Origin of the sequence: Granulicella aggregans, from assembly GCF_014203275.1 — a bacterium.
Taxonomy (GTDB): domain Bacteria; phylum Acidobacteriota; class Terriglobia; order Terriglobales; family Acidobacteriaceae; genus Edaphobacter.
Genome location: NZ_JACHIP010000018.1, coordinates 34,566 through 52,313 on the forward strand (window position 1 = coordinate 34,566; position 17,748 = coordinate 52,313).

General features: G+C 53.2%; 11 protein-coding genes. 7 read left to right on the forward strand and 4 right to left on the reverse strand.

Annotated features, from left to right (window positions below; genetic code table 11):
* Positions 1 to 111: 111 nt before the first annotated feature.
* From HDF16_RS32210 to HDF16_RS26205, 4 genes are all read left to right on the forward strand, one after another.
* Positions 112 to 354 (forward strand): mersacidin/lichenicidin family type 2 lantibiotic, encoded by a 243-nt coding sequence (locus tag HDF16_RS32210; RefSeq protein ID WP_432432289.1) that lies wholly within the window; start codon positions 112 to 114, stop codon positions 352 to 354.
* A 124-nt stretch (positions 355 to 478) separates the two neighbouring features.
* Positions 479 to 3,718, forward strand: coding sequence for a type 2 lanthipeptide synthetase LanM family protein (locus HDF16_RS26195; protein ID WP_184223229.1), 3,240 nt, complete (start codon positions 479 to 481; stop codon positions 3,716 to 3,718).
* 16 nt (positions 3,719 to 3,734) lie between these two features.
* Positions 3,735 to 4,604 (forward strand): LLM class flavin-dependent oxidoreductase, encoded by an 870-nt coding sequence (locus HDF16_RS26200; RefSeq protein WP_184223231.1) that lies wholly within the window; start codon positions 3,735 to 3,737, stop codon positions 4,602 to 4,604.
* Between the two features lie 1,734 nt (positions 4,605 to 6,338).
* On the forward strand, positions 6,339 to 8,732 hold the full coding sequence (locus HDF16_RS26205; RefSeq protein ID WP_184223233.1) for an ABC transporter permease: 2,394 nt from the start codon (positions 6,339 to 6,341) through the stop codon (positions 8,730 to 8,732).
* A gap of 102 nt (positions 8,733 to 8,834) precedes the next feature.
* Here the strand turns inward: HDF16_RS26205 and HDF16_RS26210 are convergent, their stop codons facing one another.
* Both HDF16_RS26210 and HDF16_RS26215 read right to left on the reverse strand, forming a co-directional pair.
* Positions 8,835 to 10,034 (reverse strand): hypothetical protein, encoded by a 1,200-nt coding sequence (locus tag HDF16_RS26210; protein WP_184223235.1) that lies wholly within the window; start codon positions 10,032 to 10,034, stop codon positions 8,835 to 8,837.
* Positions 10,035 to 10,146: 112 nt separating this feature from the next.
* Positions 10,147 to 11,265, reverse strand: coding sequence for a glycosyltransferase family 2 protein (locus tag HDF16_RS26215; protein ID WP_348641442.1), 1,119 nt, complete (start codon positions 11,263 to 11,265; stop codon positions 10,147 to 10,149).
* 82 nt (positions 11,266 to 11,347) lie between these two features.
* Between HDF16_RS26215 and HDF16_RS26220 the strand changes: the two genes are divergently transcribed.
* The gene (locus HDF16_RS26220) at positions 11,348 to 12,700 is read left to right on the forward strand and encodes a GMC oxidoreductase (protein WP_184223239.1); all 1,353 of its coding nucleotides are present in this window, start codon (positions 11,348 to 11,350) and stop codon (positions 12,698 to 12,700) included.
* Between the two features lie 401 nt (positions 12,701 to 13,101).
* On the forward strand, positions 13,102 to 13,701 hold the full coding sequence (locus HDF16_RS32215) for a zinc-binding dehydrogenase (protein WP_432432290.1): 600 nt from the start codon (positions 13,102 to 13,104) through the stop codon (positions 13,699 to 13,701).
* A gap of 49 nt (positions 13,702 to 13,750) precedes the next feature.
* Here HDF16_RS32215 and mobF read toward each other — a convergent pair whose 3' ends face one another.
* Positions 13,751 to 16,798: a MobF family relaxase gene (gene mobF, locus HDF16_RS31705; protein WP_184223241.1), complete on the reverse strand. Its 3,048-nt coding sequence runs from the start codon at positions 16,796 to 16,798 to the stop codon at positions 13,751 to 13,753.
* Positions 16,799 to 16,809: 11 nt separating this feature from the next.
* On the opposite strand from mobF, the gene HDF16_RS31000 reads away from it, so the two are divergent.
* Positions 16,810 to 17,355 carry a hypothetical protein gene (locus HDF16_RS31000; protein ID WP_246410175.1) on the forward strand — a complete coding sequence of 182 codons (546 nt, stop codon included), beginning with the start codon at positions 16,810 to 16,812 and terminating at the stop codon, positions 17,353 to 17,355.
* 114 nt (positions 17,356 to 17,469) lie between these two features.
* On the opposite strand, the gene HDF16_RS26235 is transcribed toward HDF16_RS31000, so the two are convergent.
* The coding region (locus HDF16_RS26235; protein WP_184223243.1) for an IS30 family transposase at positions 17,470 to 17,748 on the reverse strand (279 nt) is incomplete at its 5' end.

The following is a 17,748-nucleotide window of genomic DNA, read 5'->3' on the forward strand; positions in this document are numbered from 1 at the left end:
TAGTGTGGCGCCCTTGATTAGGGCTTATTAGCTTTTGTCTGAACTTGACTAATGATTAGGTCGCATGGTATATTCCTCGTGCTTTATAAATCCAAAGTGGAGAATATCGACATGTCGGATCAAACAACGGTTCGCTCCTGGAAAGATAGGTCTTTTCGTGAAAGTTTAAGCGGCGCGGAGACGAGGTCAATAGAACCTCATCCCGCAGGTGCATACGAACTAGACGAGTTGGAACTTGCCGAGATTGTTGGTGCTTCAACCGAAAAGAACATGTCATACGGCTGCTGTTCGGGAAACAATACATCTAACTGCGGTACTTGCGGTGGCGGCACATCCGGCTGCTGCGGTTCATAGAAGAAGGCGACGCAAACAGATGCTCTGAAATGTCGGCTGCTATACCTAAGTCGAAAACTTAGGTCAGTCGAATGGGGAGGCCGGCGTACCTCCCCTCTTATCTTGTCTAGACCACGGAGTATAGGTGAGCACATTCGCTATTGCCTCATTGGAAGAGATTCAGGAGCTCCGCGGTCTATCGCTGTCAGAATTGCTTTGGAGTAACCGAGCAACTTCGTTAGACGCGGATGTAAGGATCGAGCAGGAGGGCGAGCAGGACGTTTTAGCTAATTGGGCGAAAAATACTACGTTTGCCGAACCGCTCGTGATGGAACAGTTTCTTGAAGTTCTTGGAGCTGACCGAGTTCAGCTCGCACATGCATTGACTCAGGCAGCAGGATTACGACGCCGGGCGTTGCGTGACATTTCCGCTACGCCTGACAGCGGTGTAGAACGGGTGGAAACGTTAGTTGTAGATCGCGAAGTTCATCCATTCCTCCTCATCCTGCAACCTCTACTCGCAGATTACGCCACTGCTGTGTCCGATGCTTTGACTGTTGGGACGAGTGGCGCATCTACAGTAGTGAACGATGCCAACGTACTTGTGTCGTCACTTATACGCTCAGTGGGGCAGAAGCTCGTGTGGATCGCTGGCAAGGCACTCGTTCTTGATTTGAATTGTGCGAGGGTTGAGGGCCGGCTTGCGGGGGATACTTCCGCGGGGCGATTCGAATCTTATGTTGAACAGATGCGAAAGCCGGAAAACTTAAGAATCTTTCTTTCAGAGTACCCTGTTCTGGCCCGCAAGCTTCGCGCCGTCGTCAGGAATTCAGCCGAACGGACGGTTGAAATGCTCAATCGCTTGCATGATGATTGGTCCGAAATACAACAGACATTCGCGGTCGCAAGGGATGCCAAAGTTCTGCAAATTCGGACTGACCTTGGCGACAGTCATCGGCATGGCGCGACGGTGACCTCGATGGAGCTAAGTGACGGTCGACTTCTGGTGTACAAACCCCGCAGGTTAGACATCGATAGGGCGTTCACTGAAGTTGTGAGCTTTGTTAACTCGCGTATCCATCGCTTTCAACTCAAGGTTCCGGCGGTTCTCCCCAAAGGGGCCTATGGGTGGGCGGAAGGTATTAGACATAGCGCCTGCCGCGACAGTAATGAGCTGCGCTCTTTCTATGTCGCCCAAGGTGGACTGCTAGCGCTTTTATACGCTCTAGAGGCAACGGACTTTCATTCTGAAAATCTCGTGGCTTGTGGCAAATATCCCGTGCCCTTAGACCTAGAGGCGCTTTTCCATCCTCGGCTCCCATTTGACGATGATGCCAGTGAGGAGGAGAAGGTAATAGATCCTGGCTATGACGTGATGGAAAATTCTGTATTCCGAGTTGGTTTTCTTCCCCAACGGATATGGGCCACTGATGCTAGCAAGGGCATAGATCTGAGCGGCTTTGGCGGTGCCGCAGGACAATTAAGTCCACATAAGGTTCCTGTGTTTGAAGATGAAGGTTTGGATACGATGCGGATTGTCCATAAACAGCTAGCGATGTCGGGAGGCGCCAACCGACCTACGATAGATGGAGAGACGGTAGATGTTGGCGACTATAACGAGGAGGTCTCCAGTGGTTTCGCTGAGGTTTACCGGCTCATTATGTCAGAGAGGAACTTCCTCTTAGAGGAAAACGGTCTATTGGACAAGTTTTCCCCTCATGAAGTTCGTGTCGTGTTGAGAGCAACTCGAATTTACGGATTGATGCTAAATGCTTCATTACACCCCGATGCCTTACAAGAGGGTGTTAATCATGAGCGAGCCTTTCACTTGCTTTGGAAGAGGTGCGTCGAGAAGAAATCACGTTATCGTCGTGTCATTCTTAGTGAAATACAAGACTTGTGGGAGAATGACATCCCCATCTTCACAAGCACGATCGGCGGGACGTCACTGTTCGACTGCCGAGGCAAAGAGTTTCCACACTTTCTAACGCAGTCGGCTCTCCAACGGGTCCGCGAGAGAGTCTTGGGACTTTCCGAAAGTGACCTACAACGACAGTTATCCTACATCAACGGCTCCTTGGCGTGCTTGAGAATTGGCCACCATCTCGAATCCCGACCTCAAATCGAACCAGCAGACGCTGAAATTACTTTAGTTGAGAGGATAACTCGCCTGACGGACAAGCTGGACAAGCGTCTCATTGAGACGAGTGTCTCTATTGGACCTAACAGCAATTGGCTCGGTCTGCAGCTTGTCGACGAAAGTTACTGGGTGTTTCGTCCGTTGGGTCTTGACCTGTACTCTGGCTTGCCTGGAGTAGCTTTGTATTTGGCTTATTCCGACCACCTCAATCCGCGCCATCAGGTACGTGATCTCGCCGAAAGAGTTGTTGAAATGGTTGTTAGTCACGTTGATCGGCTGCTCGACAACCCCAGCGAGCTTTCCGTGGGGGGCGTATTCTCTGGGGTAGGCGGCGTTATCTACTTGCTTTCACAGGTTTGTGGTATCTGGCATAACGCGGACCTCTACACCAAAATGTCCTACTTTATCAGGCGTTTGCAACCGAGAGTCGGTCAATTTGAACATAGTGACATAATAGGTGGGACGGCGGGCTGGCTCCTTTGCTTGATTGCTGCAGCTACATGTTCCGGTTCGACGAACCATTTCTTGGAGGAGATCGAGGCTACTACGGATCAGCTTGTAAATGCTAAGGAGGGCAGTGATGTTGAACCTACATGGAGGGGAGGTGCTGAGGCCTACGCACCCCTTACGGGGTTCTCGCACGGAGCTGCGGGGATCGCATATGCTCTTCTAAAAGCCTCGCTCGCTCTAGGACGGGAGGATTTGTTGGAACTCGCTGTTCGTAGTCTCTCTTACGAAAGCAAACTAATGTCTGAGTCGGAAGAAAACTGGCCGGATTTCAGGACCGACATCGATGGGACCATTCCAGCAACTCCCAATTATCAAAATGACTGGTGCCATGGTGCTCCCGGTATCGGCTTGAGTCGACTCGCGTTTTTACAGTCTTCAAAGGCGCACTCTGAGCTCGAGCGGGAGTTGCGCCATGCAATGAACTCTACGATACGTCGTGGTTTTGGACGCAACCACAGTCTTTGCCACGGAGACTTGGGCAATCTCGAGCTATTGCTCGGGTATAGTAACTACGAGAACTCAGAGCTGGCCAATTTTGTATATAGGAGCAAACTGACTGAGGTAGTCGCATCCGTGGAACGTAGTGGTTTTCTTTGTGGCACACCCGAACATATCGAATCCCCTGGGCTAATGACTGGACTCGCGGGTATTGGATACGGATTACTTCGGATGCTGCGACCCGCCGAGGTTCCATCTGTCCTTTTGCTAGAGCCACCGACGAAGCAATGCTTCTAACCAGACGAGGCGCGCGATGCAGATCGGAGCACTTGAACTATGTCTGCGCGGGTACGACGAATCCATAGCAACTCAAGTCACGAAATTGACAGAGTTGGCCGTCCACCTGGAACAAATGGGATATGATCGCTTGTGGCTCACAGAGCATCATTCTGAAAACTTTGTGCATGCTAGTCCCCTTATTCTTCTTCCTATATTAGCTAGTTCAACAACTCAAATAAAGATTGGAGTTGGTGGCCTTCTGTTGAGGTACTACCTTGTTGGCCGACTCGCTAATGATGTCGCTTTTCTTAATCAGATCTATCCTGATCGCATAGAGATCGGCTTAGGCCGTGGGCGGCCTAATGTTGGTCGAGAAGTGGGCCTCATTACAGAAGCGACATCTGCCACCTATCCAGCGCTGGTATCCGAGTTCGACACCCAGCTCAGAACCCGCGCACTCCCAGTTCCAGTCGCAAAAACAAGTGACCGGTCGCAGATTTGGATGTTGGGCTCGCATCACGAGAGCTGTACCGTCGCGTCGGCTCTTGAGCTTCCGTATGTTCATGCGGGATTTCTAGACAAAGAGTTTCAGAATGTACCAGTTATCAAGCCATTGCATTTAGCGATTTCTGGAATTATCAATAATTCCAATTACTCCGCTTTGCGTGCGATATATGACAACGACAAGATCAAGGTCATCCCGCAAGTCTACGGAGGGCCGGAAAGTGCAACAAAACAACTAGCTGATATTGTCCATAGATTTGACCCGACGTCACTTCTGTATATGGATCTCAGTCAATCGTTTGAACAAAAACTGAGATCCTATGAACTCTTCTACCAATTGGCAAAGCTCGTCGCTAGAGAAACGAATCAAGAGTTTGCCGAGAGGTCCACATGCCACTAGCTGAGGAGCTGTGGTACATCCCGCATTTCAGGTCGACGACAGCCGGCGAGCGAATAGTGCTGGAGAACGCTCTTGGCGTGAGAGAGGTCAGTCCGAATCAAGCTCGTTTGTTGGGCTTGCTGCCAAGTCTTTCTTCCTGGCAGGAGCTCATGTCTGCCATCCGCGCGGCAACATATCCACCACTCTCGCAAACCTCATGCACGGCATTCCTGGAAATGATCAGGGATACAAGACTCCTGATATCACTTTCCACTATTGAGAAGATCTTGCCATCTCGAGACCGCCCTTCATCAGCTGATACGATCATCATTTTCACTCGTGATCGACCACATGCGCTGCGTAATGCCCTGGATTCTGCACAACGTTTGGTGAGGTCCGATGCTAACACGCGCCAAATAGTCATCTTCGACTCAAGTGGAACCAGCGCCGTTAGCTCCCACAATCGCGATATTGCATCGTCCAGCGGGAACAAAGCCATTTCCTATGTTGGACTAAAGGAACTCGCTGCTTATAGGGATCGGCTATGGGCCGCTGGCGCTAGTGCAACGGCAATCGAAGGTTTGTGGGCCTCGGTGAGAGTCAACTTTAGCGCTGGATCCGCGCGAAATCTCGCCCTCCTCCGACATCAGGGCCAGCGACTGCTACTGGTCGATGACGACGTCGACTGCCGATTTATGACTCACTCTTCGACTAGGCCTGAACGACTATCCTTTGTCAAAGACGGGTCGGATCACTATATTGAATTTCCTTGGCAGCCAGACGCTTGGGCGGCATCTGCCTTAACCCCGGACCGTGATGTTCTTCAGGACACATTTGACCTTCTCGGTAGGTCCATTGCCGAGTTAACACGGAACTGGAGGGGTGAGCGGGTATTAAATCAGCCAGCGCGAGACATGATCATGTCGGAGTCTGGTCGTGTTCGTCAAGTACGAGCAGTAACCTTTGGAATATGCGGGGATTCTGGCTGCTTCACTGGAGACTGGCTGGGACTACGTTCTCGGGAATATATCACGCCCACGGTCTGTAAGTCCCGGGACCCAAAGATTAACCTTTATCTCAGCAATCGGAATATCGTCGACATCGCTAGAAGTCTGGAGTTACCAGAACATTCGCCTTTCATGTGTTACTCTGTGGCGCTCGATAATAGGGATGGCGAGCTGCCGCCCTTTCCACCAACCCATCGAAACGAAGACGGGGTATTTGGACAGATGCTCCGCAATGCGTGGGGAAGCTGCGTAGCCGTTTCACCATTTGGCGTTTATCATTTCCCGAAGCCGAAAGACACCGAGTATGGATCTGGCGCGGATCTGCGTGTTTCTGATATTCTGCTTCACCTCGTAACGACGGCATGCTCGCCTTCTGGACGGGACGATCTTGACGGATTAATGGAGACAGTTGCAAGCGCCATCTCTGCATCTAATAACCGTCAGGGGGTGATATCTATCGCGAGGGAGATTTATCAATCCCGTATTGAGCGGTGCGACAGTCTACTTGCCATCGCAACACAGTGGCACGCTCCTAACGAAACTGTGGCCTACCTTACTCGACTTCGTCAAATACTCGTTCAGAACTTGTCGGAGGCTTCTTCGCCATTTTATAAGATTCACTTTCTGGATGCAGTCGAAGAAGATGCACACGCGTATCTAACCCGTTATCAAGACACTCTACTAACTTGGTCTGACGTTCGATCGGCCGCCCAAAACCTAATTTCCTAATACTGGTATTCGCGAACCAATGCCTCAATTCCTTTCTCGATATAGCTCAATTGCCAAGAAGTGGGATATTGGACGCCCCCTGCTCCTGGCGACGAGTGCGTTGTTCCTGAGCTTTGTCGCCCTCACCACCGTGTTCAGTGTGTATAGCACCGTCCGTGATCATGCGTTTCCATACCCTCGGTGGCAGAAAATACTCCAGCTGCAGTTTCTTCGAAACGGAATTCCTTCGGGGGTGGTGTGGGTCCGCCAAGACGACCTGGCCACCATAAAGGGTTTGGGGTGTGTTGATAACGCAGCAATCAGTATGAGTTCCCAGGACCTGCTGTCGACGTCACAGGGCACTTTTAAAGTGATACATATATCTTCGAGCAACGAGCTTGCGTCTTTGCTTTCAGTCTCTCCTCTCATGGGCCTGGAAACCCCACGGGATGGAGCTTTGTTGGCCTATGACGCATGGGAAAGGCTATTTGACAAGGATGCGACAATCTTGGGCACCCGGGTAAAGGTCGGAGCGCGGGTTGTCACTATCACAGGCATCATGCCAAGAACATTTCGCTGGTCAAACGGAGACATCTTTACTGATCTGCAATCTGACGATGCACATGCCGCTCACCCGCTATACCTAGCCATAAAGCAATCAGCCTCAGCTTCTGCCTGTGCCGGTCAAGCAATGAGAATTGTGAATGATCTAGTTTCTCGCGACGAAGGGCAAGGACTAGATCCGTCTCTGCACCTAGCACCGCTCTTCCTAGGGCAACCCGCGCTCGGAGAGTTTACGCGGCATCTTTACGCCATCATGATAGGTACCCTAATATTGGCTATCGTATCGGGTGCAAATGCTGCAGTCTTGTCTCTAACACGAGCCGTAAGAGATCGACCTACCCGAGCAGTTGAGATCGCCTTAGGGTCTTCGCTGCCACGGCTTATCTGGACAAGCAGCAAGGATTATCTGGCCTGCTCTTTTACTGCAGCACTTGCTGCACTTGTGACAAGCTATGAGCTTCTAAAGCACCCCACATTATGGTTGCCGCTGCAAGCGTTGCCAGCCGGCTTAGAGTTTCATTTAAGCGGTCTAGCACTGCTCAGCCTCACAAGCGCAACATTGCTTGCGACATTGATAATGGCTATATTGCCGAATCGCGCTCTAATTTTAAGCCCGACAGCGGTTACCACGGCCCTCGCAGGAAGTAAATCTACAGCTAGCAAGCATCTGCGTTATGTGTATTTTCTTTCGGTTGTTGGCCAAGCGTTTCTCAGTATCTCCCTACTGGCGACGACGATAACCATAGTGAGACGCACACAAGGACAGCTTCATGTCGAGGAGGGCTTCTCCACTCAGGGCGTCATATCCGAAGCCTTTATTCTGCCCGCCACGCAGTACCCAACGTGGACTTCAAAACGTACGGCTTTAGAGACGTTGCGAGAAACTGTCGGGCGGTCGGCTGATGTAACCATTTCCGCTGCCGCGCCACCTTTGCCAGCCCTGGACGCCGAGGTTTCTGAAGGCATCGCCCCACCGCCAGCGGGCCGTTTTGATAGGGCACAACTTATTAGTGTGGATGACAATTTTCTGAACGTATTCCGGCTGACGTTGGAGGCTGGAAGACCATTCGCCGCTCATGACATGACAGGTTCCGTGCATGTTGCATTAGTATCGAAAGCGTTTGCACGCCTTGTCTTTGGCTCTAGGGATCCTCTTGGACGGTCCATTTACCTTCCGGCCCTCAAGTATGGTTATCCAAAGGTGGGACGCCCGTCGGAGCCGATCCCAGTGGTTACGGTGATCGGAGTAGTAGCTGACGTAGTATCGCCGCTAATCGCGGCGAGCGCTCGACCGGCTGTTTATGTCCCGCTGCCTCTTTTTATGCCCGAAGCTATGTGGGTGCATCTTAAAGCCAGTTCCGACGCGCGGCCCATTACCGAGGCGAACCTCCCTTGGCTCGGTAGGTCTACGCTTCCAGGTGCAGTTGGGGCCTCGCCGGTATTGTTACAGGGCTTCTACGAGTCACTACTGATGGGTAGTGAGATTTTGCTAGAGCGGCTCTTCGTAATCTTCGCTTTATTTTCGTTGGTCATTGCGACAATAGGTGGCTATAGCCTGACTGAATACACCGCCGCAACGCGGACTCGAGAGTTTGGTATCAAGTTAGCGTTAGGAGCACATCGACGCCAAATACTTATGTCTACACTGTCCTCGTCGATGGGCGGCGTGCTTCTGAGTGGTTTTATCGTCTGGGCGGCAACCTTTGCAGTCTCGCGGTCGGGCGAGCTGGCCGCCGTTCTTGGAGTGGCGTCTGGAGCCGTGGTTGCGTCTTCCACCCTAATGGTATTTGCCACTATCGTGTTTGCTTCGGCAGCACCGGCACGAAGGGCCACTCGTCTTGACATAGTAACCGCCCTTCGGGAGGAATGACGGTCGGCGGGTGCAAGACGCAGATGGCACACTCGAGGATTCGAGTCAGCTCGATAGGGTAAAACGCGTTAACAAGTCCTCCCCGTGGTACGGGTCCGATTGTCACCATCTGGTCGTACGTACAAAATGTTCCTCTTTGCTAAAGACGCCGCCTGCCAACATGGCGACCACGCCATCATTCGCGTCCATCTCGCCAAGGCAGCGCGTCATAACGTCGCGAAGGAGATCGGACTCGACGAGAAGGTCGGAAGTAAAGTCATATTCTGGGAACAGCTTGAGAGCAAGATAGAAGGCATTATGCATTGCCTTGATGACCGGCGATGTGTCCCATCTGGTGAACGTAGGATTGATGTAAACGGGAGAATATCCGCGATCATGGCCACATCCGATAACATCGCCTACCATCGGATGGGGCGCGAGGTTTGCCAACTCCAGCGTTGTCTTGCCTCTCCATTGGATGGCGTAGGGGACGCCGGAATAGGGCCACCCTTCTCGCTTGTAAGCCACTGCTAACCACAACAGTGGGCGTGGATCAAGGTGATTACAGAATGCCTTTAGTGAATAGCCGCTCCCGCATAAGTCAACTATCGCGCTTCGTCCTCGTAACAGGTCCTTCGTGTAAGCCAAAGTGTGCGGGGTCGAACGATAGCGCATCAGTCGGCTGCTGAAAAAGTATTGAGTGCCGTACGGCACACTGTCAAGTAGACCCTGGACTGCGTGCAACATTGTGATCCAGAGGTAGGAGTCCCGACTGCACATTAGGATGGTTTCAATCTGCTGCGCTATAGCCTTCCGATGAAGCAACAGAGACGCCGCGAATAAGAACGGCACATTGCCCTGAAGCTGCAACAACTTGATATCGCTATCCTCTGTGACTGCAGTGGTGAGACGTGCCTCACGCAACACGAGAGCAAGGCCCCTACAGCCGGCGTCATAAAGATAAGACTCCATATTGGTAAGGTCAGCGCGGCGCACCAGATTTCCCTTAATGCCGAATCTTCTGGCACTCGCGATCTCTCTTGGAGAATCGCCGGTGTGCTCATCAACGCTAAGGAAGCGCCAGATTCTTCCAGAAGCTTTTATATGTCTTCCTACCACGAGGCGATTTTTTAGCCCAGTCACTGCGCGAAGTATCCGATCTGCTTTCGCGAAGTCATAGTAGTCACTGATGATTAGATCGTCCTGCCCAACGCATGACACTGCGTCCATAATGGGAAAATGGAAGCCTTCGGGCTGGTCTCCTGATGGTATGTTGATATCCCTGGCCGCCACGAGGGTGTCAAATAGATCCCAGCTTTTCATACCACCCTCATTTAGTCTTTAGTGCACAACCTTCAAAGGATGCATCGTTGAATTGTTGACCGGACTTTCAGAACGGTAATCGCCCCTCGGCAAGCTATTTCATACGTAGCTATTAACTTAATACTGGAGACGTATCACTTTGTTCTCGCTTGTCAATGATTGGAGACGAAGGATGTATGGTGAAAAGCCATTCGAACGACGGGAATAGACGCTTCATCAGAAAAGGCGGAATCATATATTGGGGGAAACAACCTGACAGATTGCTGGCGTGGATAAGGTGAATGCATGCTCCAACTTCATCGTGGCAGAAAACGACCGGGCGCGATGCTTTCACGACCGTCGCCATAAAGTAAAGATCTTCTGCAAAATCTACGTCTGGAAACGGGAAGCGTGCCCACAGTGATTGTTTATAGGAATAGGAGAAACCATAGCCGAGCCGATGTCTAAGTGATTTCTGCAGAACAACTGCGTCCACTTTCCGGGTTCCAAACGGAACACCAGCCTTGCAGATAAATTGCGTGTCAGGAACCTCCGACTGGTCCCAAAAGAAACTTTGAGAGATGCGAGCGTCATGTATGAAAAACGCTTCAAGCTTTCGTAGATCTGCGTTGTGTTTTTGGAGGTCCTCGACGGAACCCGCAAGATAGCACGGTGCGTACAGATCGTCATCATCAAAATGAACGATAAAAGCGCCTCGTGCATAAGAATTAAGGACATTGCGTTTAGCGCCGACGGTATGGGGTTTATCCAGATGAAAGTAGCGCACACGATCGTCAGACAAGGATGTCATAAACGCGGAAGCGCGAGGACTGTCATCACAGACAAGCCACTCATAGTTCGGCCAAGTCTGAGAGATTACACATGCGTAAGCTTGCGGGAGATAAGATTCCCGATGCCTTGTTGGAGTAACAATGCTTACTAATGGGTAATCAGTCACGGAAACCTCGTAATCTCTCAGTGGCCTCTCTGTTCTTCGGATTGATAGAAGGCTAAAGCGCTCTATTGAAACTGTCAAGTGAACTAGCCAGGCGGAGCGGGATGATGTATCGTAAGCTTTTTCTAGAATGGTTGTCGACGCTATGACGGACAGATATGATGCGATTGTTGTAGGTTCAGGTGCCACAGGAGGGTGGGCCTCTAGGCTTTTAACCTCTGCAGGAATGTCTGTTCTCTTGATAGAGGGCGGCACTAGAACCAATTTGAAGGATTCGCTCTCTGAGCCATTCACCACTCCAGATCGCTACACGCCGATACCCAGTCACATGTCAGTCCAGAGACCGATACAGTCCTTATGCTACGCATGTCGTGGGCCAATGGCCGAACGGTTTGTGAATGACTTTGAACAGCCCTACGAACAAATAGAACCATTCGCATGGCTGCGGATGCAAGGGGTCGGCGGTCGATTGCTTGGGTGGGAAGGTCAGAGCTACCGCTTTAGTGAACTCGATTTCATGGCGAGAGCGCATGATGGCTATGGCACCAATTGGCCTATCAATTACAAGCGGTTGGTTCCATATTATGAGGAGGCTGAGCGATACCTCCGCATAGTCGGAACGACGGACAATATTCCGCAGTTACCAGATTCTATCTACTCAAAAGCTGCAGCACAAAGTTTGGCAGAGGGGTTAATACGAGAACCTGCGGCCAAGCATTTAGGGATCAAAGTGATCCCAGCAAGGCTATCTCAACGCAGTTTTGCGAAACGGGAGCAGCGTGAGAGCGATGAGCGTGGATATACGCCTCTGGGCGCGATAGAGCAGGGCCTGAGAACCGGGCGGCTAACATTGAGGACTGGCGCGATTGTTACCGAGCTGATAGTTGAAGGAAATCAGGTACGAGGTGTGCAAATCGTCGAGGGCGAGAGCAGCATCAGTGAAGCCTATGCTAATGTGGTGTTTCTATGCGCGTCCACCCTGGAGTCAACGCGGCTTCTGTTGCGTTGTGCTTGTTTGAAGTCTAATAAGACCCTTGGCCGCTACCTCATGGATCACGTGATGGGCGGAGGGGCGTTCGGTTACGTTGACATGCCGAAAGCTGCCCTTGCGGCTAGCAAACGGGAGCCTCAGCGCATTTACATCCCACGATTTCGGAATATTGATCATCGAATAACCAACGGCTTTATTAGGGGTTATGGTATTCAGGGCAAAGTTATAACCGACAGTCCTGAAGAGTGTTTGGCAGAGAAAAGCTCAAGAGTTACGAAAACCATTCGGTTGAGAGTCGTCTTGTCGGCCTTCGGCGAGTGCCTAGCGCGATATGAGAATTCCGTTGCACTCTCAGCCACTACAGATCGGTGGGGGCGTCCCAATTTAGCCATCGGGGCACGATGGTGTAAGAACGAAGAACGTTTAATGCAAGACGCAGCTACGCAGTGCACGCGGCTCCTCGAGGTGTGCGGCGTCAAAGATATTCAGACTACTTCCATGCTCTCGACCCCGGGGCTTGCGATTCACGAGGTTGGCACCGCAAGGATGGGGGAAAATCCCGAGGAGAGTGTCGTTGATCCAAACTGCGAGGCCCACGCAGTGCGTGGGCTCTTTGTGACGGATGGCGCGTGTTGGGTGTCAAGCGGCTGTCAGAATCCGACCCTGACTATGCTCGCAATTACAGGTATGGCCTGTGAAGTAGTAACCAGGCGCTTCAACTTAGAGAAGAGGCGCACTTGAATATTCTGAGTTCCAGAGAGATCGTGTTTAGGCGTCCACATGATGTGCATTTGCGGACTTGTAAACTCAAGCCGGAAATAGGCGAAGTTGTCATTGAGGTAACGCATTCGTTGGTGAGTAACGGTACCGAGCGTACCGCTTACACAGGAGGCTTTGCGCCAGATTCACATTGGGCTTCTTGGGTACAGTATCCATTTCGTCCGGGATATGCCGCAGTGGGCGAGGTTATTTGCAAAGGTTCAGCAGTCAACCGGTTGGAGCTTGGACAGCTCGTGGCGGTCAGAGGCCACCATGCTTCGAGACTCATAGTAAGCGATAAACAATGCATACCCCTTACACCAGGCACAAACCCGCGTGACGCCGTCTGGTTTGCCCTAGCTCGAATCGCAATGTTGGGAATGATGGCCGCAGGGCCCCTTGAAGGGCGCCAGATCCTGATAATAGGGGGTGGACCAATTGCTCAGCTCTGCTTGAGGTGGTGTATACACCAACGAGGGACGGTGTCGCTTATGACGCGGTCCTCAATATCGAGAAGTGCGGCCTTGCGTGGCGGGGCCTCTTGTGTGCTCGATTGTAAAACATCGAGCCCTGAAATTCGCGAACACATGTCTACGTTAGGTGTCATGCCAGATGTAATTATTGATTGTACAAGTGATGCTTCAGTACTTTCGTGGGCTCTTGGTTCTGTGGCGGACTATGGTCGGATAGTTTTGGTTGGCGACCCCGGCGAGCCGAGGGATCGAAAGTTTACATCTGACCTTCTGCTGCGAGGGTTATCCGTATGTGGGGTGCATGACAGGTGTACGTTTAATAAGTGGACAGACGAAGCGGCTGCAAGTGTTTTCTTTTCCGCTCTAAATTCTCGGTCTTTCCGAACTGATGATCTGGTCTCTCGAACTTACCCGAGTTCCTCTATCTGCGAGCTTTATGAGACTCTCGCTAGTAGGGGTGAAATGTTGGGTCTGCTCATTGATTGGCAGAACCAGACTGAGTCCGTTTAGGCTGACACTTAGTCCCCAAAGGGTTTGTAAGAGCCCCGATCGGCAACAGTCATCGTCCCATTCGATGACCATGGCCAGTGCTTCGGTCGATCTCGGGCATTTCAGGTCTTTGGTTTAGCTCCAAAGAATGCGAATGCCTTTCTCCTCCCGGCATGGCATGATCTAAGGCCTGCTTGGCCGTAATTGGATTTCCGTCCTGCCGGTAGAACTGTCCGTTGGTTCCGTCGATGTGCAGCACCCGTTGCGTCACTAGATGTTGATAGGTCTGAATGGTGCCGGTCTCAATCCTCCATGCAAACTGCCTTGCTTCGTCAGGACTGAGCGCCTTGTTCAGTGTAGCCCAATGCCTCTCGTGCTCCTCCCTGCTGATCCCCTTCTCGACTTGCTTCACTTCTTGCGTAACGTGCGCGCTCTGCTGTGACACGTCGCGGCCTAGAGCCTGCGGCAGCTTCTCGCGGTCGTTGGTAAAGATCTGAGCATCACGCGCTCCACGCGAGACGGCAACATAGGCCATGCGGTTGTTGAGCAGATCCTTCGCGCCAAGTTCGGTGTCTACGTGGATGAGCACGCGGTCGGCGGTCTGCCCCTGGCTCGAGTGGCTGGTGACGGCATAGCCATGGTCGACATGCGGATGGTCTCGCGGATCGAAGCTGACACGATGGCCGCCCCGGTCCATCTTCAACTGCATCCGTCCATCGTCTGTGATGCTCTCGATGGTGGCCAGCTCACGGTTTGCGACTTTGAGGTCAACTGACTTTGCGGGAGCGGTGAACTGCAACCGATCTCCGACTGAGAACGCTTTCTCCTGATCGCGATAGACGGACACACCCTGCTGTCGACGCGGATCATACGTCCGTTCCGATCCATCAAACCGCACGACGGTGAGCAGGTTCTTCTCCGCGTCGACATGCTTCACTCGGGCATACTCACCCTTTTTGATTCCAGTGTCCTTCGAGCTGCGCGAGTAGAGGAGGACATTGTCGGGCTCGTAGCGCTGCGCCCATGTCCGGTCGGCTCCAGTAAGGTCCTGCCGGGGAACAAGAGTGCCGACCTTATACTCTTCCTTGCCGACGATGCCCCTGGTCTGCAGTTCAGTGTGGATCTTGGCGTTGATCTCGGCACGGGAGCGATTGTCGGGTGAGACGACCAAGGTACTCTCGGGCGACCGGGCATACTCCTTCGCGATCGCCTCGATACGCTGGGATGGGTCTTTGACCTCATGCACCCGCCCCTGCCGCCCCAATCCCTCCACCGCCTCTCGAACTTCGCCTCGGGCAAGTTGCTCGACCACATTTCTTAGCTCGGGATCTCGCTGGCGAACGATCTCGCTCAGCTTGACGGTAAACATCCCTGCTTCCTGAAGCTGGGCAAAGGGCCGACCGGCTTCGACGGCCTCATGCTGCCGTGTGTCCCCAACCAGGAGAACGCGGTCGTTGGGATGAAGCCGCGTCACGAAGTCATGCATCTGCTTCGACGATGCTAGGGAGCTCTCGTCGACGACATAGAGTGTCTTCTCTCCGTTGTCGGCGCGTTGTCCTTTGGCGAGATGCATCTGCAAAGTTGAAGTCTCAATGCCCGCTTCCGCCAACCGGGCAGCGGCTCCGCTGGTTGGCGCGAACCCCTCGATGCGGTAACCGTTCGCCTCGACACCTTCTCGGATGACGGCAAGGGTCGTTGTCTTACCCACGCCAGCCATACCGTCCAGGCCGACGATCTTCTCGCGACTCGCGAAGATCTGCTCTGCTGCCAGCTGCTGGGAGGGATTCAGCATCGGGTTCTGCTCGATCGTCCTGGCACTGGTCCTGGCTTCTACCAGTGCAGGCTGATTGGCGTCGAACTTGTTGCCAGCCTGCATTTGCGCGATGGTCTCCCGCTCCATGCGCAGCATAGCGGCGGTCGTGTATTGCTGTCCGGCCGAGGCTGGTGCATTCTCGACGGTGCGGAACTCTCCTTGCGCGACTCGGCGATCGAACTCCTCCCGTACCCGGCTGGAAGAGGCCTGGCCCATGCTCCTGTTCATCGCGGCAGTCATGATCGAGCGCTCATCCTGCACAGAGCTCTTCTCGAAGACATGATCTCGGGCGTAGGTGACAGCTTGTTGAGCGACCTTCGGTGAATCGATCTCTTGCCGCTGATGATTCGAAAGCGCTCGCGTCACGACCCAATCGGCCTGATGACCATGCTGAGCAGCCAGCTCACGGTGGCGGTGCAGCACCTCTGCCGGCGACTGCAGCTCCTTCGAATCCCTGGTTCGGTGCGCGGCAACCTGGGCAGCTCCTGCTCCCTCCCGCCCAATCGCCTGCAGGTGCTTCTCAATCTGGCCACGACGTGGGCTCGAGGCCTCCAGATACTCCTGGGTATAGCCCTTGATCTCCGGCTGCCCATGTTTGCCGCGCTCGATCTCGTAGCCAAGATCCTGGAGCCGCGCAGCAAGCTCGGTCCGGTAGACCGTAGTCGCGAACTGTTGCGACTGGAAAAGGCCCCGTTCCTGGAGAGCGCCTGTCTTCAGCTCACCGGTCTGGCTGTTCTCGCGCTCGGTGACATTGAAGATCACGGCGTGCGTGTGAAGCTGGGGAGCGGCATAGCCGTCTACGGGACGCGCGGTGTCGTGTTCAAAAGTTGCGGCGGCGAATTTGCCCGTCAGCTCCGGTGCCTGAATGTTGCCGATCCGCGCCTGGGTATAACGCTCCAACTCACCAAGCGCGATACGAACGCTTTCGCGGTGAGCCTCGCGTACGCGGTCGTCTCCGCCAACCAATGTCGTCAATGAAACCGACTTCGGTGCTGAGAACGTCGCATCCCATCCCGCCCGGTGCTCGACCGAGGTCACTTCTCTTCCAAACTGGTTCTCGTAGGTCTTCGCTGGTTGATGGCGGACGAGCTGCTCTTCGGTCGTTGGGTGCTGGCCTTCGGTCAGCCGGGCGAAGTGTTCAGCCCCGACCGACCCCTCAAGTCCCCACTGCTGGGCCAACTTGCCCTGCCACTCACTATGGCCCTGCTGGTCTTTACTCCAGTAGTTCGCCTGCTCGGATTTGAACTCCCGAGCGTGATACATCCGAGCCTGACCGCCGGAGAGAGACTTCGAGATCGTTAGCACTCGGATAGTTTATGTCGAGTGGGCACCTCACTCCCGTTACAGACCCGGTGGCTGGATTGAAATCGAGGCACGATCATTTTTGCAAAAAGGAGTTTAGGCTCCTTGCTAGACGGGCGATCGTCAGCAGCGATGGCTACGACCAGCCGCGCATTCGCGCTGCGCGGGTGACAGTTGTACCCGCTTCACCCAATCGGTCGGGGCGGATGACCATCTCGAAGGATCTATTAGCTGAAAGAGTGATTGCGACCGCCAGACGCTGGGAGCACGATCTCTCCATGCGATTCAACCTCATCACCCAACCTCTGATGTCCAGTAACGGTGCAGCTACATCGATTCCCCTATCTCTCACCCTCCGCCCGTCACGTGGCGCGCCCGGCGAGTACACGTATTCGACGGATAGCTCTTCACTGCTCAGACTGCTTGAAGCCCGAACCGATCTTTCGTCTGAAGTGATTCGCCGCTTCATGCGAGATGTCTTCACCTCCGCTAAAGCGCGGCTGCTCGGCGTTGAACTAAACGACGAGGTTCTCCAGGTCATCGGCTTCTTTGTGGATTAGGCGGCAGCAACAAACGATGAAAGGAGATGTAAAGGGTGAGACAGCCGCTGTCGAGACCAGTGCGTCGGAGCAACGCGACAGCCAGACGTTAGTTCCCCAGAAACGGGGGCGGTCTCAACCGGTCGATGCAACACTGGCATGAAGTTTACTAGCTGGAGTTTCAAAATCCAACGTCTTGCGGGGGCGTTGATTAAGTCGGAGAGCGACCTTGTTGAGATCTGCTTGGGAGTAGCCGGATAGGTCAGTCTTCCTGGGGAAGTACTGTCTTAGAAGTCCGTTGGTGTTCTCGTTAGTGCCTCGCTGCCATGGGCTCTGCGGATCACAGAAGTAGACGTTCACCTTTGTGGCCACCGTGAAGCTCTTGTGTTTCGCCATCTCCAGGCCTCTGTCCCA